This window comes from Pseudoxanthomonas japonensis, assembly GCF_043632995.1.
Taxonomy (GTDB): domain Bacteria; phylum Pseudomonadota; class Gammaproteobacteria; order Xanthomonadales; family Xanthomonadaceae; genus Pseudoxanthomonas_A; species Pseudoxanthomonas_A japonensis.
The window spans coordinates 456911-475181 of the sequence record NZ_CP171632.1; the positions used below are offsets into that span (position 1 = coordinate 456911).

Below are 18271 nucleotides of genomic sequence, written 5' to 3' on the forward strand. Positions count from 1 at the left end.
TCGATGAAGGAGGCGCATGTGGCGGCGAACCGGTGGCGACTGGAAGGGCAACTGGCGCTGGTGACCGGTGCCAGCGCGGGCATCGGGCTGGCGATCGCGCGCGAATTGCTCGGCTTCGGCGCGGACGTGCTGATGGTGGCGCGCGACGAGGATGCGCTGCAGGACGCGCGCACGGACCTGGCAGACGAGTTCCCTGAACGCACCATCGCCACGCTGGCCGCCGACGTGGCCGACGACGAAGACCGCCGCGCCATCCTCGACTGGGTGGAAGATCACGGCGACGGCCTCAACATCCTGGTCAACAATGCCGGCGGCAACGTCACCCGTGCCGCGGTGGACTACACCGAGGACGAGTGGCGCGGCATCTTCGAGACCAACCTGTTCTCGGCATTCGAGCTGTCGCGCTATGCGCATCCGCTGCTGACGCGGCATGCGGCCTCGAGCATCGTCAACGTCGGCAGCGTGTCCGGTATCACCGCCGTGCGCAGCGGCGCACCCTACGGCATGACCAAGGCCGCGCTGCACCAGCTCACCCGCAACCTCGCCGCCGAATGGGCCGAGGACGGCGTGCGCGTCAACGCGGTGGCGCCGTGGTACATCCGCACGCGCCGCACCTCCGGCCCGCTGTCCGATGCGGACTACTACGACGAAGTCATCGCGCGCACGCCGATGCGGCGGATCGGTGAACCGGAAGAGGTTGCCGCCGCTGTCGCCTTTCTCTGTCTGCCCGCCGCCAGCTACGTCACTGGCGAATGCATCGCGGTGGATGGCGGGTTCCTGCGGTACGGGTTCTGAGCCGTCGTCTGCCACACGTCGTATGCGGCATGTTGGCCAGCATGCTCGCTCTGGTGACGGCGGCGTGCGCCTCGACGTCCACGCTGCTCACGTCGGACGCATACAGCCTCACTGTCATCGACAACCCGGCCAAGCGCCGATTCGATGTCGTACTGCAATCGCACCATGATCGCGCGCTGTGCGTGGGGGCGCACGACTGGCCATCGTCCGAAGGGACGCTGGTGGTCGAGAGCCCCGTCGTATCGCTGTCGACTATGGACGGTCCGCTGGCGGTGAAGAGCCCTCTCCTCAGCGTCTATTGCCCCGGCGGCTGCGGTAGAACGCGGATCGAACCGGGCGCAGCGTTGACCGGCCATTTCGCATACGCCGCGTTCGGCGATGCCGAGCGGATTGCATCGGATCCAAGCCGGCGACTGCAGTACACCATCACGCCGCAGGTCTGTCGGCGTCACCGCAGATGATCGTCATTGCAGACGTACACGTCCGCCGGCCGCATCCACGCGCCACAGTTCGTCGCCCTCGTATAGCGCGGCCTGCGGGGTTTGCTCGGCGTGGTGCACATCCAGACGCAGCAGGCGCCCCTGCTGCTCCAGCGTGATGTCCGGCACCAGCGTGTGGCCGATGGCGAGGCGCTTGACGCCGTAGCGGGCAAGGACTCGTTGCAGGTGGGCGGCGGGATCGGCTTCGCGACGCTGCTTCGCGTCGTCCGGCATCGCCATGCCGCGGTACCAGGTCAGGCCGGTGCGGCCGAGCAGGGTGTCGGCGTCGCCCTGCAGGCTCTCCGGTTCGGCATGCAGGTGCGGTTGCGCGAGGGCGTTGATCTGGTCGATGTCCAGGTCGAGTGCCAGTACGTCCCCACTGATGCCGCCGTGGACGAACAGATGGTCGCCAACGCGCGCGATCACCGGCTGTTCCGCCAGCCATTCGCCGAGCACGGACTGTGAGGAAAACAGGCGCTCGTCGCCGTCGTCGCCCAGGGCGGTGGCGAACGCGACCAGGCCGCCGGGCCAGTACTTCTTGCGGCCCGACATCGCGAGGTGCTCATGGTTGCCCAGCACGTAGTGGACGCGTCCACCGGTGGCATCTGCTTCCGCCTGAAGCCGGTAGATCAGCCACAGCACCGCGGTCATGTCGTCGCCGCGGTCGACGAAGTCGCCGACCAGCGCGACATGGCCGTCGCCGTAGCGCCAGTGCAGGGCGTCGTCGATGACGCCGTTCGCGCGCAGCAGCGAGGTGAGCCTGTCGAACCCGCCCTCGATGTCCGACAGCATCAGCAGGCGCGGAGGATTGTCGGGGTGCACCGCGCTGCGTGCGGGCGATGCCGGCCGCAGCGTCACCTGGAAGCGCGTCTTCGCGGCATTGCCGACCTGCACGGTGAGCGTCGGCAATGGCGATGCGGGCAGCTGCGTACGGACCAGTCGCCAGGCTTCCGCCTCCTGCTGCGTGGCGAGTACTTCGTAGCCGCCGTCGTGGAGGAAGACGTGTGGGCCTTCCGCGGCCAGCGTCGGCTTCTCCATGATCTGGAAACGCCGCGCGTCCGCATCCCAGCCGAACGCGATGTTGCCCTGCGGATCCTTCAGACGGAAACCCCCGAACACCACCAGTCCGATCACCGCCGCGACGGCCAGTGCGGACACCAGCGCCAACCGCTTCATCCATGTCGCCATCGCGCACGCCCTCGTCGGAATGCGGATGACGTTACGCGTCGCGAGCGCACGCTTTCATGGGCTGGAAGCCATGCCCGAGTGTGAGGCGATGCGCGCACGGCAGTCGCGCGTCGCGTACCTGCGCTACGGCGTCCGGGTCGCCGCCTCCGGCGCACTGAACACCACGCGGCCGTCGGCATCCAGCACTTCGATGCGCGCGTCGCCGGCACGGTCCACGCGCAGGCGGATGCGGTCCTTGCCGCTGGCGTCGGCCAGCAGGATCTCGGCGTCGTTGTGCTCGTTCTGGATGGCGATGCGGCGCGTGGCCTGCTTCGCCGCGTCCAGTACCTTCACGTGCGACGGCACGGCCTGGTTGATCTGCAGGCCGCTGCTGATCGGCTCGCCGTCGGCGCCGATGCGCGTCATCAGGCCGATGGCATCCATGTTCGGATTGTCGAAGGCGAGCGCGGAGACCTTGCCGGCCTCCACGTCGGTCAGCGCCAGCCCACCCACTTCGTTGCCCTTGCGGTCGTAGAACACCAGCCCCGCGGGCGTGACCGCGCGCTTGAAGGTCTCGCCGTTCAACATGGGCGGCGGAAAGCGCTGCTGGTTGGCCAGCACCATGCGCGTGGCGCCATCGGCATCCACGATGTCCAGCCGCTCGACCGACAGACGTTCGAAGTGCGGATCCGGTGCCTTGAAGGCCGTCAGCAGCACGGCGACGAAGGCGAGGGTCAGCGCACCGGCGTACAGGCGCAACAGGCGCATTTCGCGCAGCAGGCGAGGCATCGGGTCGTGCGGCATCGGAGGTCCTTGCGGTGGGAAACCGCCGATTCTAGCGAGCGTGCCGTGCGCAGGGGCCTCACGCGTGTCCGCAATGCCGGCGGGTCGGGCCACCGCCGCAGGCGCGATTGACGTTCGTTTTACGCGCGATGCGTAGCGTGCCTGCATCGACGGAAGCGGGAGCGGACATGAAGCGATGGATCACGCGCGGCCTGCTGGCGTGCCTGATGGTCTTGCTGGTGGTGGGTGTGGGTGGCTTCGCCTGCGTGCACACGCTGGACCTGCAGTTCATGCATGACGGCATGAGGGGCACGCGCGGTTGAGTACCGCCTACTGCCCGCAGCTGCTCTCGGCGACGATGCGCGCGACGCGCTCGTACTCGGCGCGGTTCTTCTCGGTGTTCTCGGGGCGGGCGAAGCGGAAGGCGACTTCGGTTTCGTCGCGGCGCTGCTTCCACGCGTCGCACAGCGCGCCGTCGGGTACGCGCGCGCAGACGTCGCGCACCACTTCGCAGGCCTGGCCGGCGCCGGACTGCGGGTTGCCGTCCAGCCCGATGGTCTGCAGCGCGACGCAGCGGGACGCCGGTTCGGGATCTTCGGTGACGTAGCGGCCCTTGTCGTAGGTCGTGCACTGGAACATGACGGGCGGCGGCAGGCGTCGGGTGTCGGGACTTGGCGCCGCAGGCGGCGTGACGACGTCCGTGGTGGGCGTCGTCGCAGGAGCGGGTGCGGCGGGCGCGGTGGCCGGTGGCGGCGCGGTACCCGTCTGGCCGGGCGCCATCGGCACGCTGTTCACGCCCTGCATGGTCCGGGCTTCCTGCTTCATGCCCTTGGGGCAGGGCGCGTTCTGCAGGGTCAGTGCGCCGCTGGCGTCGGTGCACCGGTAGATGGTGATGTCGGCGGCCGTCGCGGTGGCGATGCCGGAGATGCCGCACGACAGCGCAAGCAGCAGGCGGGCGAAGGTGCGGACGGTGGGGCTCATCATTACCTGCAGTCGTTGGCCAGGCGCGCATCGATGCCGCGCTGTTCCAAGTCTAGCGTGCGGCGTTCGCTGGGCAGTGCGGCGCCGTAGCGGCGGAGGATCTCGTAGCGCCGGTCGGACAGGCGTGCGCAGACTTCTTCCTGCGGCAGCGGATGGCAGGCATCGCGCACCCAGGCGCCGCCAGGCACGATCACCGGGCCGTGATGATGGCCGCCGCCTCCCGGAGGACGCGGAGGGCGACGGTCGCCGCTTTCGAACGACAGATTGCCGTTGCCGACCGAGACGCTGCCCGACACGCTGCCGCCGCTGGCGCGCGGCCACGCCGGATAGGCGGCGTACCCCACGACATACGGCACCCAGCGTGGATTGCCGTCGTCGTTGTCGCTCGTATAGACCCGACCCTCGGGCGTGGTGCACTCGTACATGGGCTTGGGCGGACTGAGGTACACGACGCGCGCGGGTGGAGCGGGCGTGGGCGTGGCTTGCGGTGCGGGCACCGGGGCGGCGACGGCGGGGCGCGGCGGCGGATCCTGCGGCCGCTGCATCGCGCGGACTTCCTGCTTCTCGCCCTTCAGGCAAGGCGAGTCGCGCAGGGCGACGGTGCCGTTCGCGGCGACGCAGCGGTAGATGGTCACCTGGCTTCCCGTGGTCGCCTGCGCACGCGCCGCGGACGGCACGGCCGTCAGCAGGACCAGCAGCAGGGGCAGGGCGAGGTGCATGGCGCCATGGTGCGCGCCGGAGCGGTCGATGGAAAGGCGATGGCGCGGCCCGTATGGCCGTCAGTCACGCAGCGACTGGCCCGTCAGTGCGTCGCGGATGGCGGTGGGGCGGTCCAGGCCGCCGGTCGCGCCCGGCACGACGGCGTCGACGCGCGCCAGCAGGGCGGGATCCAGCGCCGCCTGCTCGCTGACGGCGGGTTGGCCGCTGAGGTTGGCGCTGGTCGACACCAGCGCGCCGCCATAGGCCTGACAGAGGCCGACGACGATGGGGTGCTGGCTGACCCGTACGGCGATGCCGCGGTGCGCGCCGGTGACCCAGCGAGGCGCCTGTACGGTCGCCGGCATGATCCAGGTATGCGGGCCGGGCCAGCTGGACAGCACCTCGGTCAGGCGCTCGGTGGGCACCGCCGACACGTCGATCAGCGGCTTCAACTGGTCCAGCGTGGCGGCGATGAGGATCAGGCCCTTCTCGACCGGCCGCTGCTTGATCGCCAGCAGGCGGTGCACCGCGCCCTCGTCGAACGGATCGCAGCCCAGGCCCCACACGGCCTCGGTGGGGTAGGCGACGACGCCGCCGCTGCGGATCGTTTCCGCTGCTTCCTCGATGGTCCTGTCGATCGGCATGGTCTGGGCGTCTGGGTGGAATCAGAAGGGCGCGTCGTCTCCGGCAACCACCTTGGAGGCGGCCTTCTTCACCGTCGTCTTCTTGGTCGCGGCCTTCTTCGTGGCGGTCTTCTTGGCGGCTTTCTTCGCGGCCTTCTTGGCCGGTGCTTTCTTGGCGGCGGCCTTCTTCGGTGCGGCTTCCTTCTTCACCGCGGCCTTCTTGGCGGGCGCCTTCTTGCCGAAGCCCTTGCGCACCGGCTTGCCGGTTTCCTCAAGCAGCTTCTGCACTTCCTCGAAGGTCAGCGAGGCGGGCTCGCGCTCCTTCGGGATCTTGCCGTTGAGCTTGCCATCGCTGATGTACGGGCCGAAGCGGCCGTTGAGCACCTGGATGTCGCTGCCGTCGAATTCCTTGATGATGCGGTTGCGCGCGATCTCTTCCTTCTCTTCGATCAGGAACACCGCGCGCGCCAGATCGATCGTGTACGGGTCGTCTTCCTTCTTCAGCGACGCATACACGCTGCCGCGCTTGGCGAACGGACCGAAGCGGCCGATACCCACGCTGACCTCTTCGCCCTTGTCCTGCCCCAGCTTGCGCGGCAGCTTGAACAGCTCCAGCGCGTCTTCCAGGGTGATGGTGTGCATCGACTGGCCGGGACGCAGCGAGGCGAACTCCAGCTTCTCGTCGGTGTCCTTGTCGCCGATCTGCGCATACGGCCCGTAGCGGCCCAGGCGCACGCTGACCGGCTTGCCGGACTTGGCGTCGGTGCCGAGCTCGCGCGCGCCGGTGGCTTCGCTGCGGTCGACCGTCTCGGCCTTTTCGTCCACCAGTTCCTTGAACGGGCCCCAGAATTTCTCCATCAGCGGCACCCACTCTTCCTCGCCGCGGGAGACGGCGTCCAGCTCGTCCTCCAGCTTGGCGGTGAAGTCGTAGTCGACGTATTGGGTGAAATGGCCGGACAGGAACTTGGATACGGCGCGGCCCACGTCGCTGGGCTTGAACGCGCGGCCTTCCATTTCCACGTACTTGCGGAAGATCAGCGTCTGGATGATCGAGGCGTAGGTGGAGGGACGGCCGATGCCGTATTCCTCCAGCGCCTTGACCAGCGCTGCTTCGGTGAAGCGCGGCGGCGGCTGGGTGAAATGCTGGTCGGCGTGGATGCGGTCCAGCGGCACCGAATCGCCGGGCTTCATCGGCGGCAGCTTGCGGCCTTCGTCGTCGTCCTCGGCGTTCTTCTGGTCCTTGCCTTCCTCGTAGACGGCCAGGAAGCCGGGATCGACCACGGTGGTGCCGCTGGCGCGGAAGCTGTGCTGGCTGCCGGCGGCCAGGTCGACGCTGACGGTGTTGAGCGTGGCCGGCACCATCTGGCAGGCGACGGCGCGCTTCCAGATCAGGTCGTACAGCTTGCGCTCGTCGTCGCTCAGGTACTTGGCCACCTGCGCGGGCGTGCGCAGTGCGCTGGTCGGACGGACGGCTTCGTGCGCTTCCTGCGCGTTCTTCGACTTGGTGACGTAGACGTTCGGCTTGTCCGGCAGTGCCTGCGTGCCGTAGTCGCGCGCGATAACGTCGCGGATCTCGGCCAGCGCATCCTGCGACAGGCTGACCGAGTCGGTACGCATGTAGCTGATCAGGCCGACCGTGCCTTCGTCGCCGATGGCCACGCCTTCGTACAGCTTCTGCGCCACCTGCATGGTCTTGCGGGTGGTGAAGCCGAGCTTGCGCGAGGCTTCCTGCTGCAGCGTGGAGGTGGTGAACGGCGGCGCCGGGCGGCGCTTGCGTTCCTTGCTGGTCACGTCGGTGACGTGCAGCGCACCCTGCGCAGCCTGCTGGATGCGCAGGCGGGCGGCCTCGGCGGTGTCGCCGTCGGTGACGGTGAACTGCTCGAACTTCTGGCCGTCCAGCTTGGTGAGCTTGGCGGTGAAGGCCTGGCGCGGATGCGCGCACTCGGCCTCGATGCTCCAGTATTCGCGGGCGACGAAGGCTTCGATCTCCTCCTCGCGCTCGACGATCATGCGCAGTGCCGGCGACTGCACGCGGCCGGCGGACAGGCCGCGCTGCACCTTGCGCCACAGCACCGGCGACAGGTTGAAGCCGACCAGGTAGTCCAGCGCGCGGCGCGCCTGCTGGGCATCGACCAGGTCGCCGGCGATCTGGCGCGGCTGGGTCATCGCTTCCTTGATGGCACGCGGGGTGATTTCGGTGAACACCACGCGGTGCAGGGGCTTGTCCTTCAGCAGGCCGCGCTCCTTGAGGATCTCTGCGATATGCCAGCTGATCGCCTCGCCTTCGCGGTCCGGGTCGGTCGCCAGGAAGATGTCGTCGGCGCCCTTGGCGGCCTTGGCGATGGCATCGACGTGCTTTTCGTTCTTCTCGATCAGGTCGTAGCGCATGGCGAACCCGTTGGCCGGGTCCACCGCCCCCTCCTTCGGCACCAGGTCACGGACGTGGCCGTAGGACGCCAGGACGGTGAAGTCCTTGCCGAGGTATTTGTTGATCGTCTTGGCCTTGGCGGGCGACTCGACGATGAGCAGGTGCTTGGGCATGTCAGGGGTTCAGGGGTTCGGATGGGCCGTCCGGGGCCGGCAAGGGTGGCCCAGATGCGGGCGCCAGAGAAGCGGACGCCCGGAGCGGGGGCCCCGGGCGTTCAGATTTCCTTTTTATAGTGGTGTCACGGGCGGGGCCGGCCTGTCAAGCCGCCGTACCGGGCCGGACGCCGGGGCCGCGACCCCGGTCACGCCCCGGGGCGGGTTCAGCGGCCCATCGAGGCGATGGCGAAACCGGCCGCCACGGCGAGCACGAGCAGGCCGACGATCAGCAGGCCGCCCAGGACCAGCACGACCACGGCCACCGTGCCCAGTTCATCGCGCTGCCGCTCCGGGTGGGACGTGAAGGCCCACTTGTCGACCACCAGGGTGTCGCACATGAAATCGTGCAGGCCCTGCTTGCGGCCGGTGAAGGCGGCCATCAGCAGGCCGATGCACAACAGAAGGCTGCTGAGCATGTACGCCCAGTAGCGCGCGAAGCCGCGCAGGAAACTGATCCGGCCGCCGTCGGTGCGGACCACCTTGATGCCGATGGCCAGCTTGCCGGGCGTCGCCAACAGGCCGGCGCTGGAATGGAACCAGGCGAACACCAGCGCGCTCAACACCCAGGACATGACGGTCTCGGCCGGATTGAACTGGCTGCGTCCCAACAAGGTGCCGCTGAAGCTGCTTCCCCAGCCCAGCAGGCCGCCGACGATCGTCACGATGATGGCGACCGGAATGCCGAGGGCGAAGCCGTCGATGAGGCAGGCCGCCACCCGTTTCCAGAAGCCCGCGTAGACCACGTGTCCCTCACGCACCGCGGGGGCATAGGCATGGGCGCCGATGTCCGCGTGCGGTGCGGCGTAGGGAGAGTCGCCGGTCGTGACCGTGGCGTCCGGACGCGCGACCGGCGCGGCGGCGGGTGCGTAGGTGGGCTCGCTTGCCGTGAACACGGCGCGGCCCGTGAGCGGGCGGACTTCCTCGGCCGTGGCCGTTACCGGTGCGTCGGTCGTCTCGGGCACGGGCGGAAGCGGCGGCGTCATGTCCAGCCGCAACTCCGGTGCCACGTTGATCAGTGCGGTCCACTCCTGCATGCCTTCGCGCCAGACCAGCGATGTGCGCGTGAGGGTGCCGTCGCGGAAGAGGTCGGCGACCCTGCCGGGGTCGACCGGACCGTGGCGCTGCTGGTGCGCGTCGACGTAGTACCACTGGCTCATGACAGCCCCTTCATCATCAGCGCTCCCATGACGCCGTAGATCGCCAGGCTGCCGAAGATCATCAGCCCGGCCAGCACCAGGATGACGATGGTGACCACGCCCAGCTCATCGCGCTGCCGCTCGGGGAATGCGGTGAAGGCCCACTTGTCGACCACCAGCGTGTCGCAGAGCATGTCGTGCAGTGCCTGCTTGCGGTCGGTGAACGCCACCATCAGGCCGGAAATCAGCACGCCCAGGCCGCAGGTGACCATGGTGAAGACCAGGTAGGCCAGCGAGCGCAGGAAGCCGCGCCAGAAACTCATCCGCTGCCCGTCGGTACGCGCCACCTTGATGCCCACCGCCAGCTTGCCCAGGCTGGCCTGCAGCGAGGAGGACTGCATCCAGCCGAAGTAGACGCACGGCGCGAGGAACAGGATCGGATAGATCGCCAGCATCGAGGCGAGGCCGGCCCCGGTGGCGAACGGATTGTCGGAGCCGCCGGCGCCCATCACGCCCACACCGATCAGCATCAGCGGGATCATCAGCGCGTAGCTGACAACGGTGGTGACGATGCCGTCGATGAAGCTGGCGGCGAAGCGCTTCCACAGGCCGCCGTGCACGATGTGGCCGGCGACCACCGGCTGGAACGAAGCGAGGTCGGCGGTCGGCGGCGTGTAGGGCGCGTCCGCCGCCGGCACGACGGCGTCCATGGCGGGCGCGGCCGGCGCGTCGAGTGGCAGGCCGAGCTCCGCCGCCACGGTGGACAGCGGCTGCCAGTCCTGCAGCCCTTCGCGCCACACCAGCGACGCCGCACCCAGGCGCGCGTGGCGCACGTGACCTTCCAGTTCCTCGGCCGAGAACGGCCCCTGCCGATGCCCGCTGGCGTCGGCGTAGTACCACTGCGTCATTGCATCATTCCCCGATGAAAAGCGTGGCCCGCGTCGCCACGCTGACGTTGTTCAGCCGCGGCAGTCCAGCGGCAGCCACTTGTCCTCGATCTCCGACGAGCAGTGCCACTCGCTGTTGTCGCTGCCCAGGTCCCACCACAGTTTGCGGCCGTCGATCTCCGCGTTGCCGGTGTTGCCGAACTCCAGCTCGAACCCGCAGGTGCCGTCGTCGAACTCGCCGACGGTCGCGCGCGTGACGTAGGTGCTGGCGTAGCGCTCGGGCGTACCGATGTTGCCTTCGCCATTGCTCGGGCAGCGGCCTTCCGCCTCGAGGAAGGCTTTGACGTCGGTGCGCAGTCCGACGTTGTCGGTGATCGCCTGCGTGACCTTCGTGCGCAGCGTGTACTGCTGATAGGCGGGCAGCGAGATTGCGGCGAGGATCGCGCCGATGCCCAGGCAGGGCACCAGCAGCACGGCAATGACGATCAGCGCGATCTTGCCACCCGACATGCGTGGCTTGGGTGCCGGTGCCACGGGTGTGCGCACCAGGCGGTCCTGCGGCGAGATGGCGGCGGGCGCGGAAGGCGTGGGCGGGACCGGGGGCGGCGTGGTGGCCGCCTCGACGGGGGAGGGATTCAGGCCGATCTCGTCGGCGAAATCCTGAAGTGGCTGCCACTGCGCCATGCCTTCGCGCCAGACCAGGCTGTCCAGCGCGACGCGTCCGAAACGATAGTGGGCGACCAGCTCATCCGACGAGACCGGACCGTGCTGCTCACGGTTCCGGTCGGCGTAATACCAACCCGACATGCTTCCCCCTGAAGCGGATCAACGCCTCAGTGTACCGGCTCGGGCTCGTCGGCAAACATCTGGGTTTCCATCCACGCGTACGCGGCTTCGGAACCCGGCTGGTTGAACAGCACCATCAGCACGACCCACTTCAGGTCGTCCAGATCCAGCTCGTCCTGGTCCAGGGCCATCGCGCGGTCCAGCACCAGTTCGCGCTGGTCGGCGTCGAGGACACCGTGCTGTTCCAGGAACAGCAGGAAGCCGCGGCATTCGACGTCCAGCTTCTCGAGTTCCGGCCCATGGAACACCCGGGTCGGACCACCGGCGCGCGGCGTGGATGCCGCGGGGCGCTGGTCGGCCAGGGCGTCCAGCCAGTCGAAGGCCTTGCTGATCTCGGTGGGGCTGAAGCCGGCCTGGATCAGGCCGTTCTGGAGAGAGTCGCGGTCGCGGACAGGGTCCGCATCTTCGGTGAAGTAGTGTTCGAACAGGTACAGCAGTACATCCAGGATGCTCTCTTTCATTGCCCCTCGGCCTGCGTCAACGACGCTGTGGAGGTGAAGAAACCGGTCTTTCTCTGGTATCGGCCGTGTTCCGCCGTTACTAAGCCATCCAGTTCCATGACCAGCAGCATGGAGGACAGTTCCGCGGCCGTCAATCGGGTGCGTGAGACGAGCTGATCCATACCTGTTGGGTCATGACCGAGTGCCTCCCACAATCGCTGGTAGTCCGGGTCCAGGCGCTGCGGTGTCTCTCCCGGGCCTGCGATCGCTCCCGATCCAGCCTCGCCCAGCCGCGCGCGCAGGGCGTCGGCGAGGTCGGCCGCCAGATGGGCGAGGCCGTCGACGACCTCACGGGGGTCTTCCACGAGCGCGGCGCCATCGCGGATCAGCCGATGGCAGCCACGGGCCCTGGGGTTGTGGATCGACCCGGGAACGGCGAAGACCTCGCGTCCCGCTTCGCCGGCCTGCCGGGCGGTGATCAGCGCACCGGACTGCTCTGCCGCTTCCACGACCAGTGTGCCCAGCGCCAGTCCGGCGAGGATCCGGTTGCGCGCCGGGAAGTGGCTGCGCACCGCGGGCGTGCCGGGCGGGTGCTCGCTGACCACGGCCCCCTGCATGGCCAGCCGGTCGCGAAGGCGGTCGTGGGCGGGCGGGTAGGCGATGTCGGGGCCCGTGCCCACCACCGCCACCGTCGTGCCGCTGCCGGCGGCCAAGGCGGCTTCGTGGGCGGCCGCATCGATGCCCCGCGCCATGCCGCTGACCACGACGATCCCGGCCGAAGCGAACGCGCGCGCGAAGTAATGCGCATTGTCGCGGCCACCGCTGGTCGGGCTGCGGCTGCCGACGATGGCGACGGCGGGACGCCAGAGCAGGGTGGGATCGCCATCGACGAACAGCGCGAGCGGTGGGCTGGGCATCGCCCGCAACTGGGCCGGGTAGTCCGCATCGTGCCAGCCGATGAGGTGGTGGCCCGGTTCCTCCAGCCAGTGTCGCGTGCGCGCCAGCGCACCCTCGGTATCCCCGCCTTGGAGGCGCGCGATCTGGGTGGCGTCCAGTCCCTCCGCCCGCCAGGCGCCGGCGCCGGCGGCGAGCACGAGGGCTGGCGCCGCATGCCGCTCCAGCAGACGGCGGCGGGGCAGGACGGGACCACCGGCCAGGACGAGCCGGGCCAGTGCGATCAGGTCTTCGTTGGGCATGCGCCAGCGTAGGCCGCATACGGCGACGGCGCCCTCGGGCGCCGTCGCGGTGTTGCGTAGGAGTTGCCTGACCTGCGTCAGTAGGTCGCGTCGGGGTGCTTCAGTTCGTAACCGACGCGGGTGGCGTCCACGCTTTCCATCACCAGCGCATAGCTGACCTTGTCGAAGGTGCGGAACACCATCGCATGGCTGGCGTACTCGTCCGGCAGGCTGACGCGGCCGGCGCCCGACTTCGTCGATTCACTGATGCGGGAAGAACCGGGATGCGCCATGCGGTTGGCGGTGTGGCTGCCATTGCGCCAGACCGAGAACACCGTGCCGTTGTCCACGCCGTCCAGGCGACCACCGGAAATGGCGATCACGTCGCGCGTGCCGCCCGAGGTCAGGGCGTCGGCCACGGCCAGCACGCGCAGCTTGCCGGCCGGATCGGCGGCGGGCGCATGCGGGAAGAAGTGCAGGTCGTAAGGCTGGGCATCGACCGGGATCAGGCGGTCGCCGACGCGCACTTCGTGACCGCCGATGTCGGCGACCAGCGTGCTGACCTCGGTGCCCGGCACGACGCCGCGGGTGAAGGTGGCCACGTTGACCTTGGCCAGTTCGTAGCCGAGGAACGCGCCCTTGCCCGTCTGCTCGACGATGTCCTTCCACTGGTCGATCTCGCCGCGGATGGTCTTGCCGCGGAAGTCCAGGTCCTGGGCGCGCGGGTTGTCGGTGAACCGGGCGGTCGGACGGACGACCAGGAAGCGCTGGCCGGCCTGCGCGCCGTCGAGGCCGCGCACGTAGATGTTGTGGCCGCCGGAACCGCGCAGGCGGTCCTCTTCCAGCGCCGCCACGTGCGGGAGGTGCTCGAAGCTGTCGACGACGCGGCGGTCCTTCAGGTAGGCCTCGATGTCGGACAGCGGAATGGCGTTGAGCGGCGCTTCCTGGCGCGGACCCGGCTGTACCGCGACGCGGTCCAGGTAGGCCAGGCTGATCACGTCGCCCGGATAGATCAGGTGCGGGTTCTGGATCTGCGGGTTGGCCTGCCAGATCTCCGGCCACAGCCACGGCTTCTTCAGGAAGCGGGCCGAGATGTCCCACAGCGTGTCGCCACGCTTGACCACATAGGTATCAGGATGGCGTTCCGCCATCTCGGCGGCAGCCGCGTAGGTGCCGACGGTCAGCACCGCAACGGCGAAAACCGTACGAAAACATTTAAACATGGCGGTATCTACCTGATTCCCCGACAGGTGGTCAGCACTATAGTCCAGAAAACCCGGCGCAACGCAAGCGCCCGCGTTAGAATTCGTGAGGCCTTGCCGGATTCCACTGGCGCCCCCACCCCGAGACGTACCATGGCCCTGCTCCCCATCCTCGAATTCCCCGATCCGCGCCTGCGCACGAAGGCGGTGCCGGTCGACGCCGGTCATGTGACGACGCCCGCATTCCAGCGCCTGCTCGACGACATGTTCGAGACCATGTACGACGCGCCCGGCATAGGCCTGGCCGCCAGCCAGGTGGACGTGCACCAGCGTTTCATGGTGATCGACATCAGCGAAGAGAAGAACCAGCCGCAGGTCTTCATCAACCCCGAGTTGAGCGACAAGGCAGGCGAGCAGGTATACCAGGAAGGCTGCCTGTCGGTCCCCGGCATCTTTGCCGACGTCACCCGCGCCGATGAGATCACCGTGCGTTTCCTCGACCGCCAGGGCCAGCCGCAGGAACTGCGCGCCGACGGTCTGCTGGCGGTGTGCATCCAGCACGAGATGGACCACCTGGACGGCAAGCTGTTCGTCGACTACCTCTCGCCGCTGAAGCGCGAAATGGTGCGCAAGAAGCTGGCCAAGCAACGCAAGCACGTGGCCTGATCGCCGCGCCGCGGAACCGGGCGTACGGGATGCTCCCGCCGGTTCCGTCCTTCCCCTACTCATATCGGTCCCCATGAGAATCGTCTTCGCCGGCACGCCGGCTTTTGCCGTTCCCTGCCTGCGCGCGGCCCATGCCCACCATGAAGTCGTCGCGGTCTACACCCAGCCCGACCGGCCGGCCGGCCGCGGGCGTGGCCTGACGCCCTCGCCGGTGAAGCTGGAGGCGATCCAGCGCGGCATTCCGGTATTGCAGCCGGTGTCGTTGAAGAAGAAGTCCACCCAGGATGCGCTGCGCGAGATGCAGCCGGACGTGATGATCGTGGTGGCCTACGGCCTGATCCTGCCGCAGGCGGTGCTCGACATTCCGCAGTACGGCTGCTGGAACGTGCACGCCTCGCTGCTGCCGCGCTGGCGTGGCGCGGCGCCGATCCAGCGCGCGATCGAAGCGGGCGACGATGAAACCGGCGTCTGCCTGATGCAGATGGAAGCCGGCCTGGACACCGGACCGGTGCTGCTGGCGCAAAGCCTGCCGATCGGGCCGGACGACACCGGCGGCCAGTTGCACGACCGTCTCTCCGACCTTGGTGCGCAGGTGCTGCGCGATGCGCTGGGCCTGCTGCGCGCCGGCGTGAGGCTCCCTCCGCACCCACAGCCGGAGGTGGGCGTCGAGTATGCGCACAAGCTGGACAAGGCGGAGGCGAAGCTGGACTGGGCGCAGCCGGCCGAGGTGCTTGCGCGCAAGGTCCGTGCCTTCAATCCGTGGCCAGTCGCCGAAGCGCAGGTCGCCGGCGAGCGCCTGCGCATCCATGGCGCGGTGGCGGTCGAGCAGGCGCATGCGGCGGCACCGGGCACGCTGTTGGCCGCCAGCCGGCAAGGGCTCGACATCGCCTGCGGGGCCGGCGTGCTGCGCCTGCGCGTGGTCCAGCGCGAGGGCGGCAAGGCGATCACCGCCGCCGACTATCTCAACGCAAGGCGCGACCTGGTGTCGTCGTGACCACGCAGGCCGGCGTGGCCGTGCGGGTGATGGCGGCGCGGGTGGTGGACGCCGTGATGTACCGCAGCCGTTCGCTGAAGGCCGAACTGGCGGCGAACCTGCCCCGGATCGAAGACCCGCGCGATCGCGCATTGCTCGAGGCGATCTGCTTCGCGGTGCTGCGTTCGCGTGCCCGCAGCGAGGCCGCGCTCGCAGCCTGGATGCCACGGCCGCTGGGGCGCGCCGACAACGAACTGCGCGCGCTGCTGCATGTCGGCTTCGCGCAACTGGTGGTCATGGAGTTGCCGGCCCATGCTGCCCTGTCGGCGACCGTCGAGGCGGTCCGTGCGCTGGGGCGCCCGCATCAGGACAAACTGGTCAATGCACTGCTGAGACGCGCGCAGAGGGAGGGCCTGCCGACGGCGCCTGCAGATGCCCTGTGGCCCGCGTGGCTGAGGCAGCAGGTGCGCGAGGACTGGCCGTTGCAGGCCGACGCGATCTTTGCCGCCAGCCAGCAGGAGGCGCCGTTGTGGTTGCGGGTCAACCGGCAGCGACATGGCCGTGACGCCTATCGGGAGCGTCTGCAGCAGGCGGGCATCGTCGCCACTCCCGCGGACGGCTTGGCGGATGCCCTGGTGCTGGATGCGCCGGTCGCAGCGACCGCCTTGCCGGGATTCAGCGATGGCGATGTCTCCGTGCAGGACGGAGCGGCGCAGTGCGTCGCCGATCTGTTCCGCGATCTTCCGCAGGGTGCGCGCGTGCTCGACCTGTGCGCGGCGCCAGGAGGCAAGACCGCGCATCTGCTCGAACGCGACCCGACGCTGCAGGTACTGGCGCTGGATGTCGACGAGCGGCGGCTGCAGCGCGTACACGAAACGCTGCAGCGCGTGGGGGTGGATGCGCAACTGCGCGCCGCCGATGCCGCGGACACCGCCGGCTGGTGGGACGGGCAGCCGTTCGATGCGGTGCTGCTGGATGCGCCCTGCTCGGCGACCGGCATCGTGCGCCGGCAGCCGGACGTGCTGCTGCACCGGCGCCCCGAAGACCTGGTGGCGCTGACCGCCCTGCAGGCGCGCCTGCTGGAGGCGGCCTGGCACGTGCTGCGCCCGGGGGGAAGATTGGTGTACGCGACCTGCTCGCTGCTGCGCAAGGAGAACGCGGCGCAGATCGATGCATTCCGCGCGCGGCATCCCGACGCACGGATCGAGTCCTTGGAAGAGCATTGCGGACATGCGGACGGCGCGGGACGGCAGCGCCTGCCCGGCGAACAGGACATGGACGGCTTCTTTTATGCGTCGATGCGCAAAGCGTGAGGCGCGTCGCAGGATGCCGCGCCGCTATCCTGTCTCACTTTAACGCGCGCTCGCAGGCGGTTGGCCTGCGGCATACTTCGCGCGCGCCGCAGGCCATCGGTTCACGCCACGTTGACGTGGTGGGGGAGGGGATGGCGCAGACTTCCTGACTCAGGAAGTTTCCGGCCCGCTGCTTTCATGATCGCGCTGTTGCCATTCGCAGGACCCTAGGACATGCAGGGAAGAAGTACACGTCGACAGGATGTCGCGCGCGGGTTGGCGTGGCTTGCTGGATTCTTTGCCGCCGCGTTGCTGGTGGTACCGAAGGGCCTTTCGGTATTCGCCGTGCTGGTGCTGGCTGCAACCGTGCTGGCGTTGCCCGATGCCTGGCGCAGCGGGCGGCCCGTGCCGCGCGCGTTGTACGTCCTGTTGGCTGGCGCACTGGGCGTTATAGCGGTCGTGGCGGTTTCGATGTTGAGGGATGGTGCGCCGTTGTCGGTGCTGGACAATCCTTCGCGTGCGTTGCTGTTGCCGTGGTGTGCGTGGCTAGCATGGACGACGCGCATGCGCGTGCCGGGCCTGTGGTACGGCGCGTTGACGGGGCTGTTGATCGCCTTCGTCGTCTCCATCGCACAGGTATCACTGGGCGTCGAACGGGCCGGCAGCGATGCGAACCCGATCGTGTTCGCCAATGCGGTGCTGGCGCTGCTGGTGCTCGCCGTGTTCTGTCGCCCTGCCCGTGACGGATGGCCTTGGCGGCTGCTGCTGGCCGTGGTGATCGTGCTGGCCAATGTGGTGGTCATCCTCAGCGGCAGCCGCGGCGTCCTACCCGGGCTCGGGCTGGTGATGCTGATGCTGCTGGTCGGCACCACGGCCCGCCGCCGCTGGTGGCGTCTGGGAGGCGCAGCTTGCCTGCTCGCCGCGTTGTTTGCCGCCATGTGGACGATACCGTGGCTGTCCGGCCAGTTCCGGCTCGACCAACTGCACGACGATGTGTCCGGCTTCGCCGCCGGTGAGGTCGATCAACCCATCAGTGCGCGCATGGGGTTGCTGTCGGTCGCCTGGGACGCATTCCGCGCGTCGCCCATGACGGGGGCCGGGGTCGGGACCTTCGCCGACCGCATCGATGCGAGCGCCTATTGCCAGGACGCGCAACGGCACTTCTGCGGGCTCGGCCATGCGCACAACGACGTTGCGCAGTGGGGCGCGACGATGGGACTGATCGGCATCGCCGGCCTGGCGATGTTGTACGGGACGCCCGTGTGGGTGGCTGCGCGACAGATCCGGCGCGATCGCCTCCACGCCCCCATCGGACCGGCATGGACCGTCGGCATGCTGGTGGCGACCTATGTGGTGTCGGGGCTGACGCAGTCGATGTTCGCCCATGGGCTCAGCACCAGTGCCTTTGTCGTGTTCGGAGGGCTGTTGCTGGGAGGCGCCCTGGTGCGCGATGCGGACCGATCGATCGGGGACTATTCACATAGATAAACTGCGGCGGAATGTCCTCCGGTCGCCTCCGACGGCTCTCACATTCGAGTCAGAAA

At 68.7% G+C, this 18271-nt stretch carries 19 protein-coding genes; 7 read left to right on the top strand and 12 right to left on the bottom strand.

What is annotated here, in order from left to right:
* Positions 1–18 precede the first annotated feature (18 nt).
* Both ACGHX3_RS02000 and ACGHX3_RS02005 read left to right on the top strand, forming a co-directional pair.
* The gene (locus ACGHX3_RS02000; RefSeq protein WP_213604505.1) at positions 19–795 is read left to right on the top strand and encodes an SDR family oxidoreductase; all 777 of its coding nucleotides are present in this window, start codon (positions 19–21) and stop codon (positions 793–795) included.
* A gap of 41 nt (positions 796–836) precedes the next feature.
* Positions 837–1256: a hypothetical protein gene (locus tag ACGHX3_RS02005; protein WP_394696213.1), complete on the top strand. Its 420-nt coding sequence runs from the start codon at positions 837–839 to the stop codon at positions 1254–1256.
* Positions 1257–1259: 3 nt separating this feature from the next.
* Here ACGHX3_RS02005 and ACGHX3_RS02010 read toward each other — a convergent pair whose 3' ends face one another.
* Positions 1260–2462 carry a metallophosphoesterase gene (locus ACGHX3_RS02010; protein WP_394696214.1) on the bottom strand — a complete coding sequence of 401 codons (1203 nt, stop codon included), beginning with the start codon at positions 2460–2462 and terminating at the stop codon, positions 1260–1262.
* Positions 2463–2585: 123 nt separating this feature from the next.
* Positions 2586–3245 carry a hypothetical protein gene (locus tag ACGHX3_RS02015; protein WP_394696215.1) on the bottom strand — a complete coding sequence of 220 codons (660 nt, stop codon included), beginning with the start codon at positions 3243–3245 and terminating at the stop codon, positions 2586–2588.
* Between the two features lie 167 nt (positions 3246–3412).
* On the opposite strand from ACGHX3_RS02015, the gene ACGHX3_RS02020 reads away from it, so the two are divergent.
* Positions 3413–3547 (top strand): hypothetical protein, encoded by a 135-nt coding sequence (locus ACGHX3_RS02020; protein ID WP_394696216.1) that lies wholly within the window; start codon positions 3413–3415, stop codon positions 3545–3547.
* A gap of 7 nt (positions 3548–3554) precedes the next feature.
* On the opposite strand, the gene ACGHX3_RS02025 is transcribed toward ACGHX3_RS02020, so the two are convergent.
* The 10 genes from ACGHX3_RS02025 to ACGHX3_RS02070 form a co-directional block, all read right to left on the bottom strand.
* Complete coding sequence (locus ACGHX3_RS02025; RefSeq protein WP_394696217.1) at positions 3555–4205, bottom strand: DUF4124 domain-containing protein; 651 nt, start codon at positions 4203–4205, stop codon at positions 3555–3557.
* 2 nt (positions 4206–4207) lie between these two features.
* Complete coding sequence (locus tag ACGHX3_RS02030; RefSeq protein ID WP_394696218.1) at positions 4208–4924, bottom strand: hypothetical protein; 717 nt, start codon at positions 4922–4924, stop codon at positions 4208–4210.
* Between the two features lie 60 nt (positions 4925–4984).
* Positions 4985–5548 carry an L-threonylcarbamoyladenylate synthase gene (locus ACGHX3_RS02035; RefSeq protein WP_394696219.1) on the bottom strand — a complete coding sequence of 188 codons (564 nt, stop codon included), beginning with the start codon at positions 5546–5548 and terminating at the stop codon, positions 4985–4987.
* A gap of 21 nt (positions 5549–5569) precedes the next feature.
* Positions 5570–8068 carry a DNA topoisomerase I gene (locus tag ACGHX3_RS02040; RefSeq protein ID WP_394696220.1) on the bottom strand — a complete coding sequence of 833 codons (2499 nt, stop codon included), beginning with the start codon at positions 8066–8068 and terminating at the stop codon, positions 5570–5572.
* A 206-nt stretch (positions 8069–8274) separates the two neighbouring features.
* Complete coding sequence (locus ACGHX3_RS02045; RefSeq protein WP_394696221.1) at positions 8275–9267, bottom strand: RDD family protein; 993 nt, start codon at positions 9265–9267, stop codon at positions 8275–8277.
* Positions 9264–10154: an RDD family protein gene (locus ACGHX3_RS02050; protein ID WP_394696222.1), complete on the bottom strand. Its 891-nt coding sequence runs from the start codon at positions 10152–10154 to the stop codon at positions 9264–9266. Before ACGHX3_RS02050 ends, ACGHX3_RS02045 begins: the two co-directional genes overlap by 4 nt.
* A gap of 51 nt (positions 10155–10205) precedes the next feature.
* The gene (locus ACGHX3_RS02055; RefSeq protein ID WP_213604373.1) at positions 10206–10940 is read right to left on the bottom strand and encodes a GYF domain-containing protein; all 735 of its coding nucleotides are present in this window, start codon (positions 10938–10940) and stop codon (positions 10206–10208) included.
* Between the two features lie 26 nt (positions 10941–10966).
* The gene (locus tag ACGHX3_RS02060; protein ID WP_213604371.1) at positions 10967–11440 is read right to left on the bottom strand and encodes a DUF494 family protein; all 474 of its coding nucleotides are present in this window, start codon (positions 11438–11440) and stop codon (positions 10967–10969) included.
* Positions 11437–12615 carry a DNA-processing protein DprA gene (dprA, locus tag ACGHX3_RS02065; RefSeq protein WP_394696223.1) on the bottom strand — a complete coding sequence of 393 codons (1179 nt, stop codon included), beginning with the start codon at positions 12613–12615 and terminating at the stop codon, positions 11437–11439. Before dprA ends, ACGHX3_RS02060 begins: the two co-directional genes overlap by 4 nt.
* A gap of 77 nt (positions 12616–12692) precedes the next feature.
* Positions 12693–13817, bottom strand: a complete 1125-nt coding sequence (locus tag ACGHX3_RS02070) for a LysM peptidoglycan-binding domain-containing protein (RefSeq protein ID WP_213604367.1) — start codon at positions 13815–13817, stop codon at positions 12693–12695.
* 132 nt (positions 13818–13949) lie between these two features.
* Between ACGHX3_RS02070 and def the strand changes: the two genes are divergently transcribed.
* The 4 genes from def (at position 13950) to ACGHX3_RS02090 (ending at position 18215) form a co-directional block, all read left to right on the top strand.
* Positions 13950–14462 (top strand): peptide deformylase, encoded by a 513-nt coding sequence (gene def / locus ACGHX3_RS02075; protein WP_213604365.1) that lies wholly within the window; start codon positions 13950–13952, stop codon positions 14460–14462.
* 73 nt (positions 14463–14535) lie between these two features.
* Entirely contained in the window at positions 14536–15456 is a 921-nt protein-coding gene (gene fmt / locus ACGHX3_RS02080) for a methionyl-tRNA formyltransferase (RefSeq protein ID WP_394696224.1), read from the top strand.
* Positions 15457–15485: 29 nt separating this feature from the next.
* Positions 15486–16748 (top strand): 16S rRNA (cytosine(967)-C(5))-methyltransferase RsmB, encoded by a 1263-nt coding sequence (gene rsmB / locus ACGHX3_RS02085; protein ID WP_394697217.1) that lies wholly within the window; start codon positions 15486–15488, stop codon positions 16746–16748.
* 255 nt (positions 16749–17003) lie between these two features.
* Positions 17004–18215 carry an O-antigen ligase family protein gene (locus ACGHX3_RS02090; protein ID WP_394696225.1) on the top strand — a complete coding sequence of 404 codons (1212 nt, stop codon included), beginning with the start codon at positions 17004–17006 and terminating at the stop codon, positions 18213–18215.
* Positions 18216–18271: the final 56 nt, after the last annotated feature.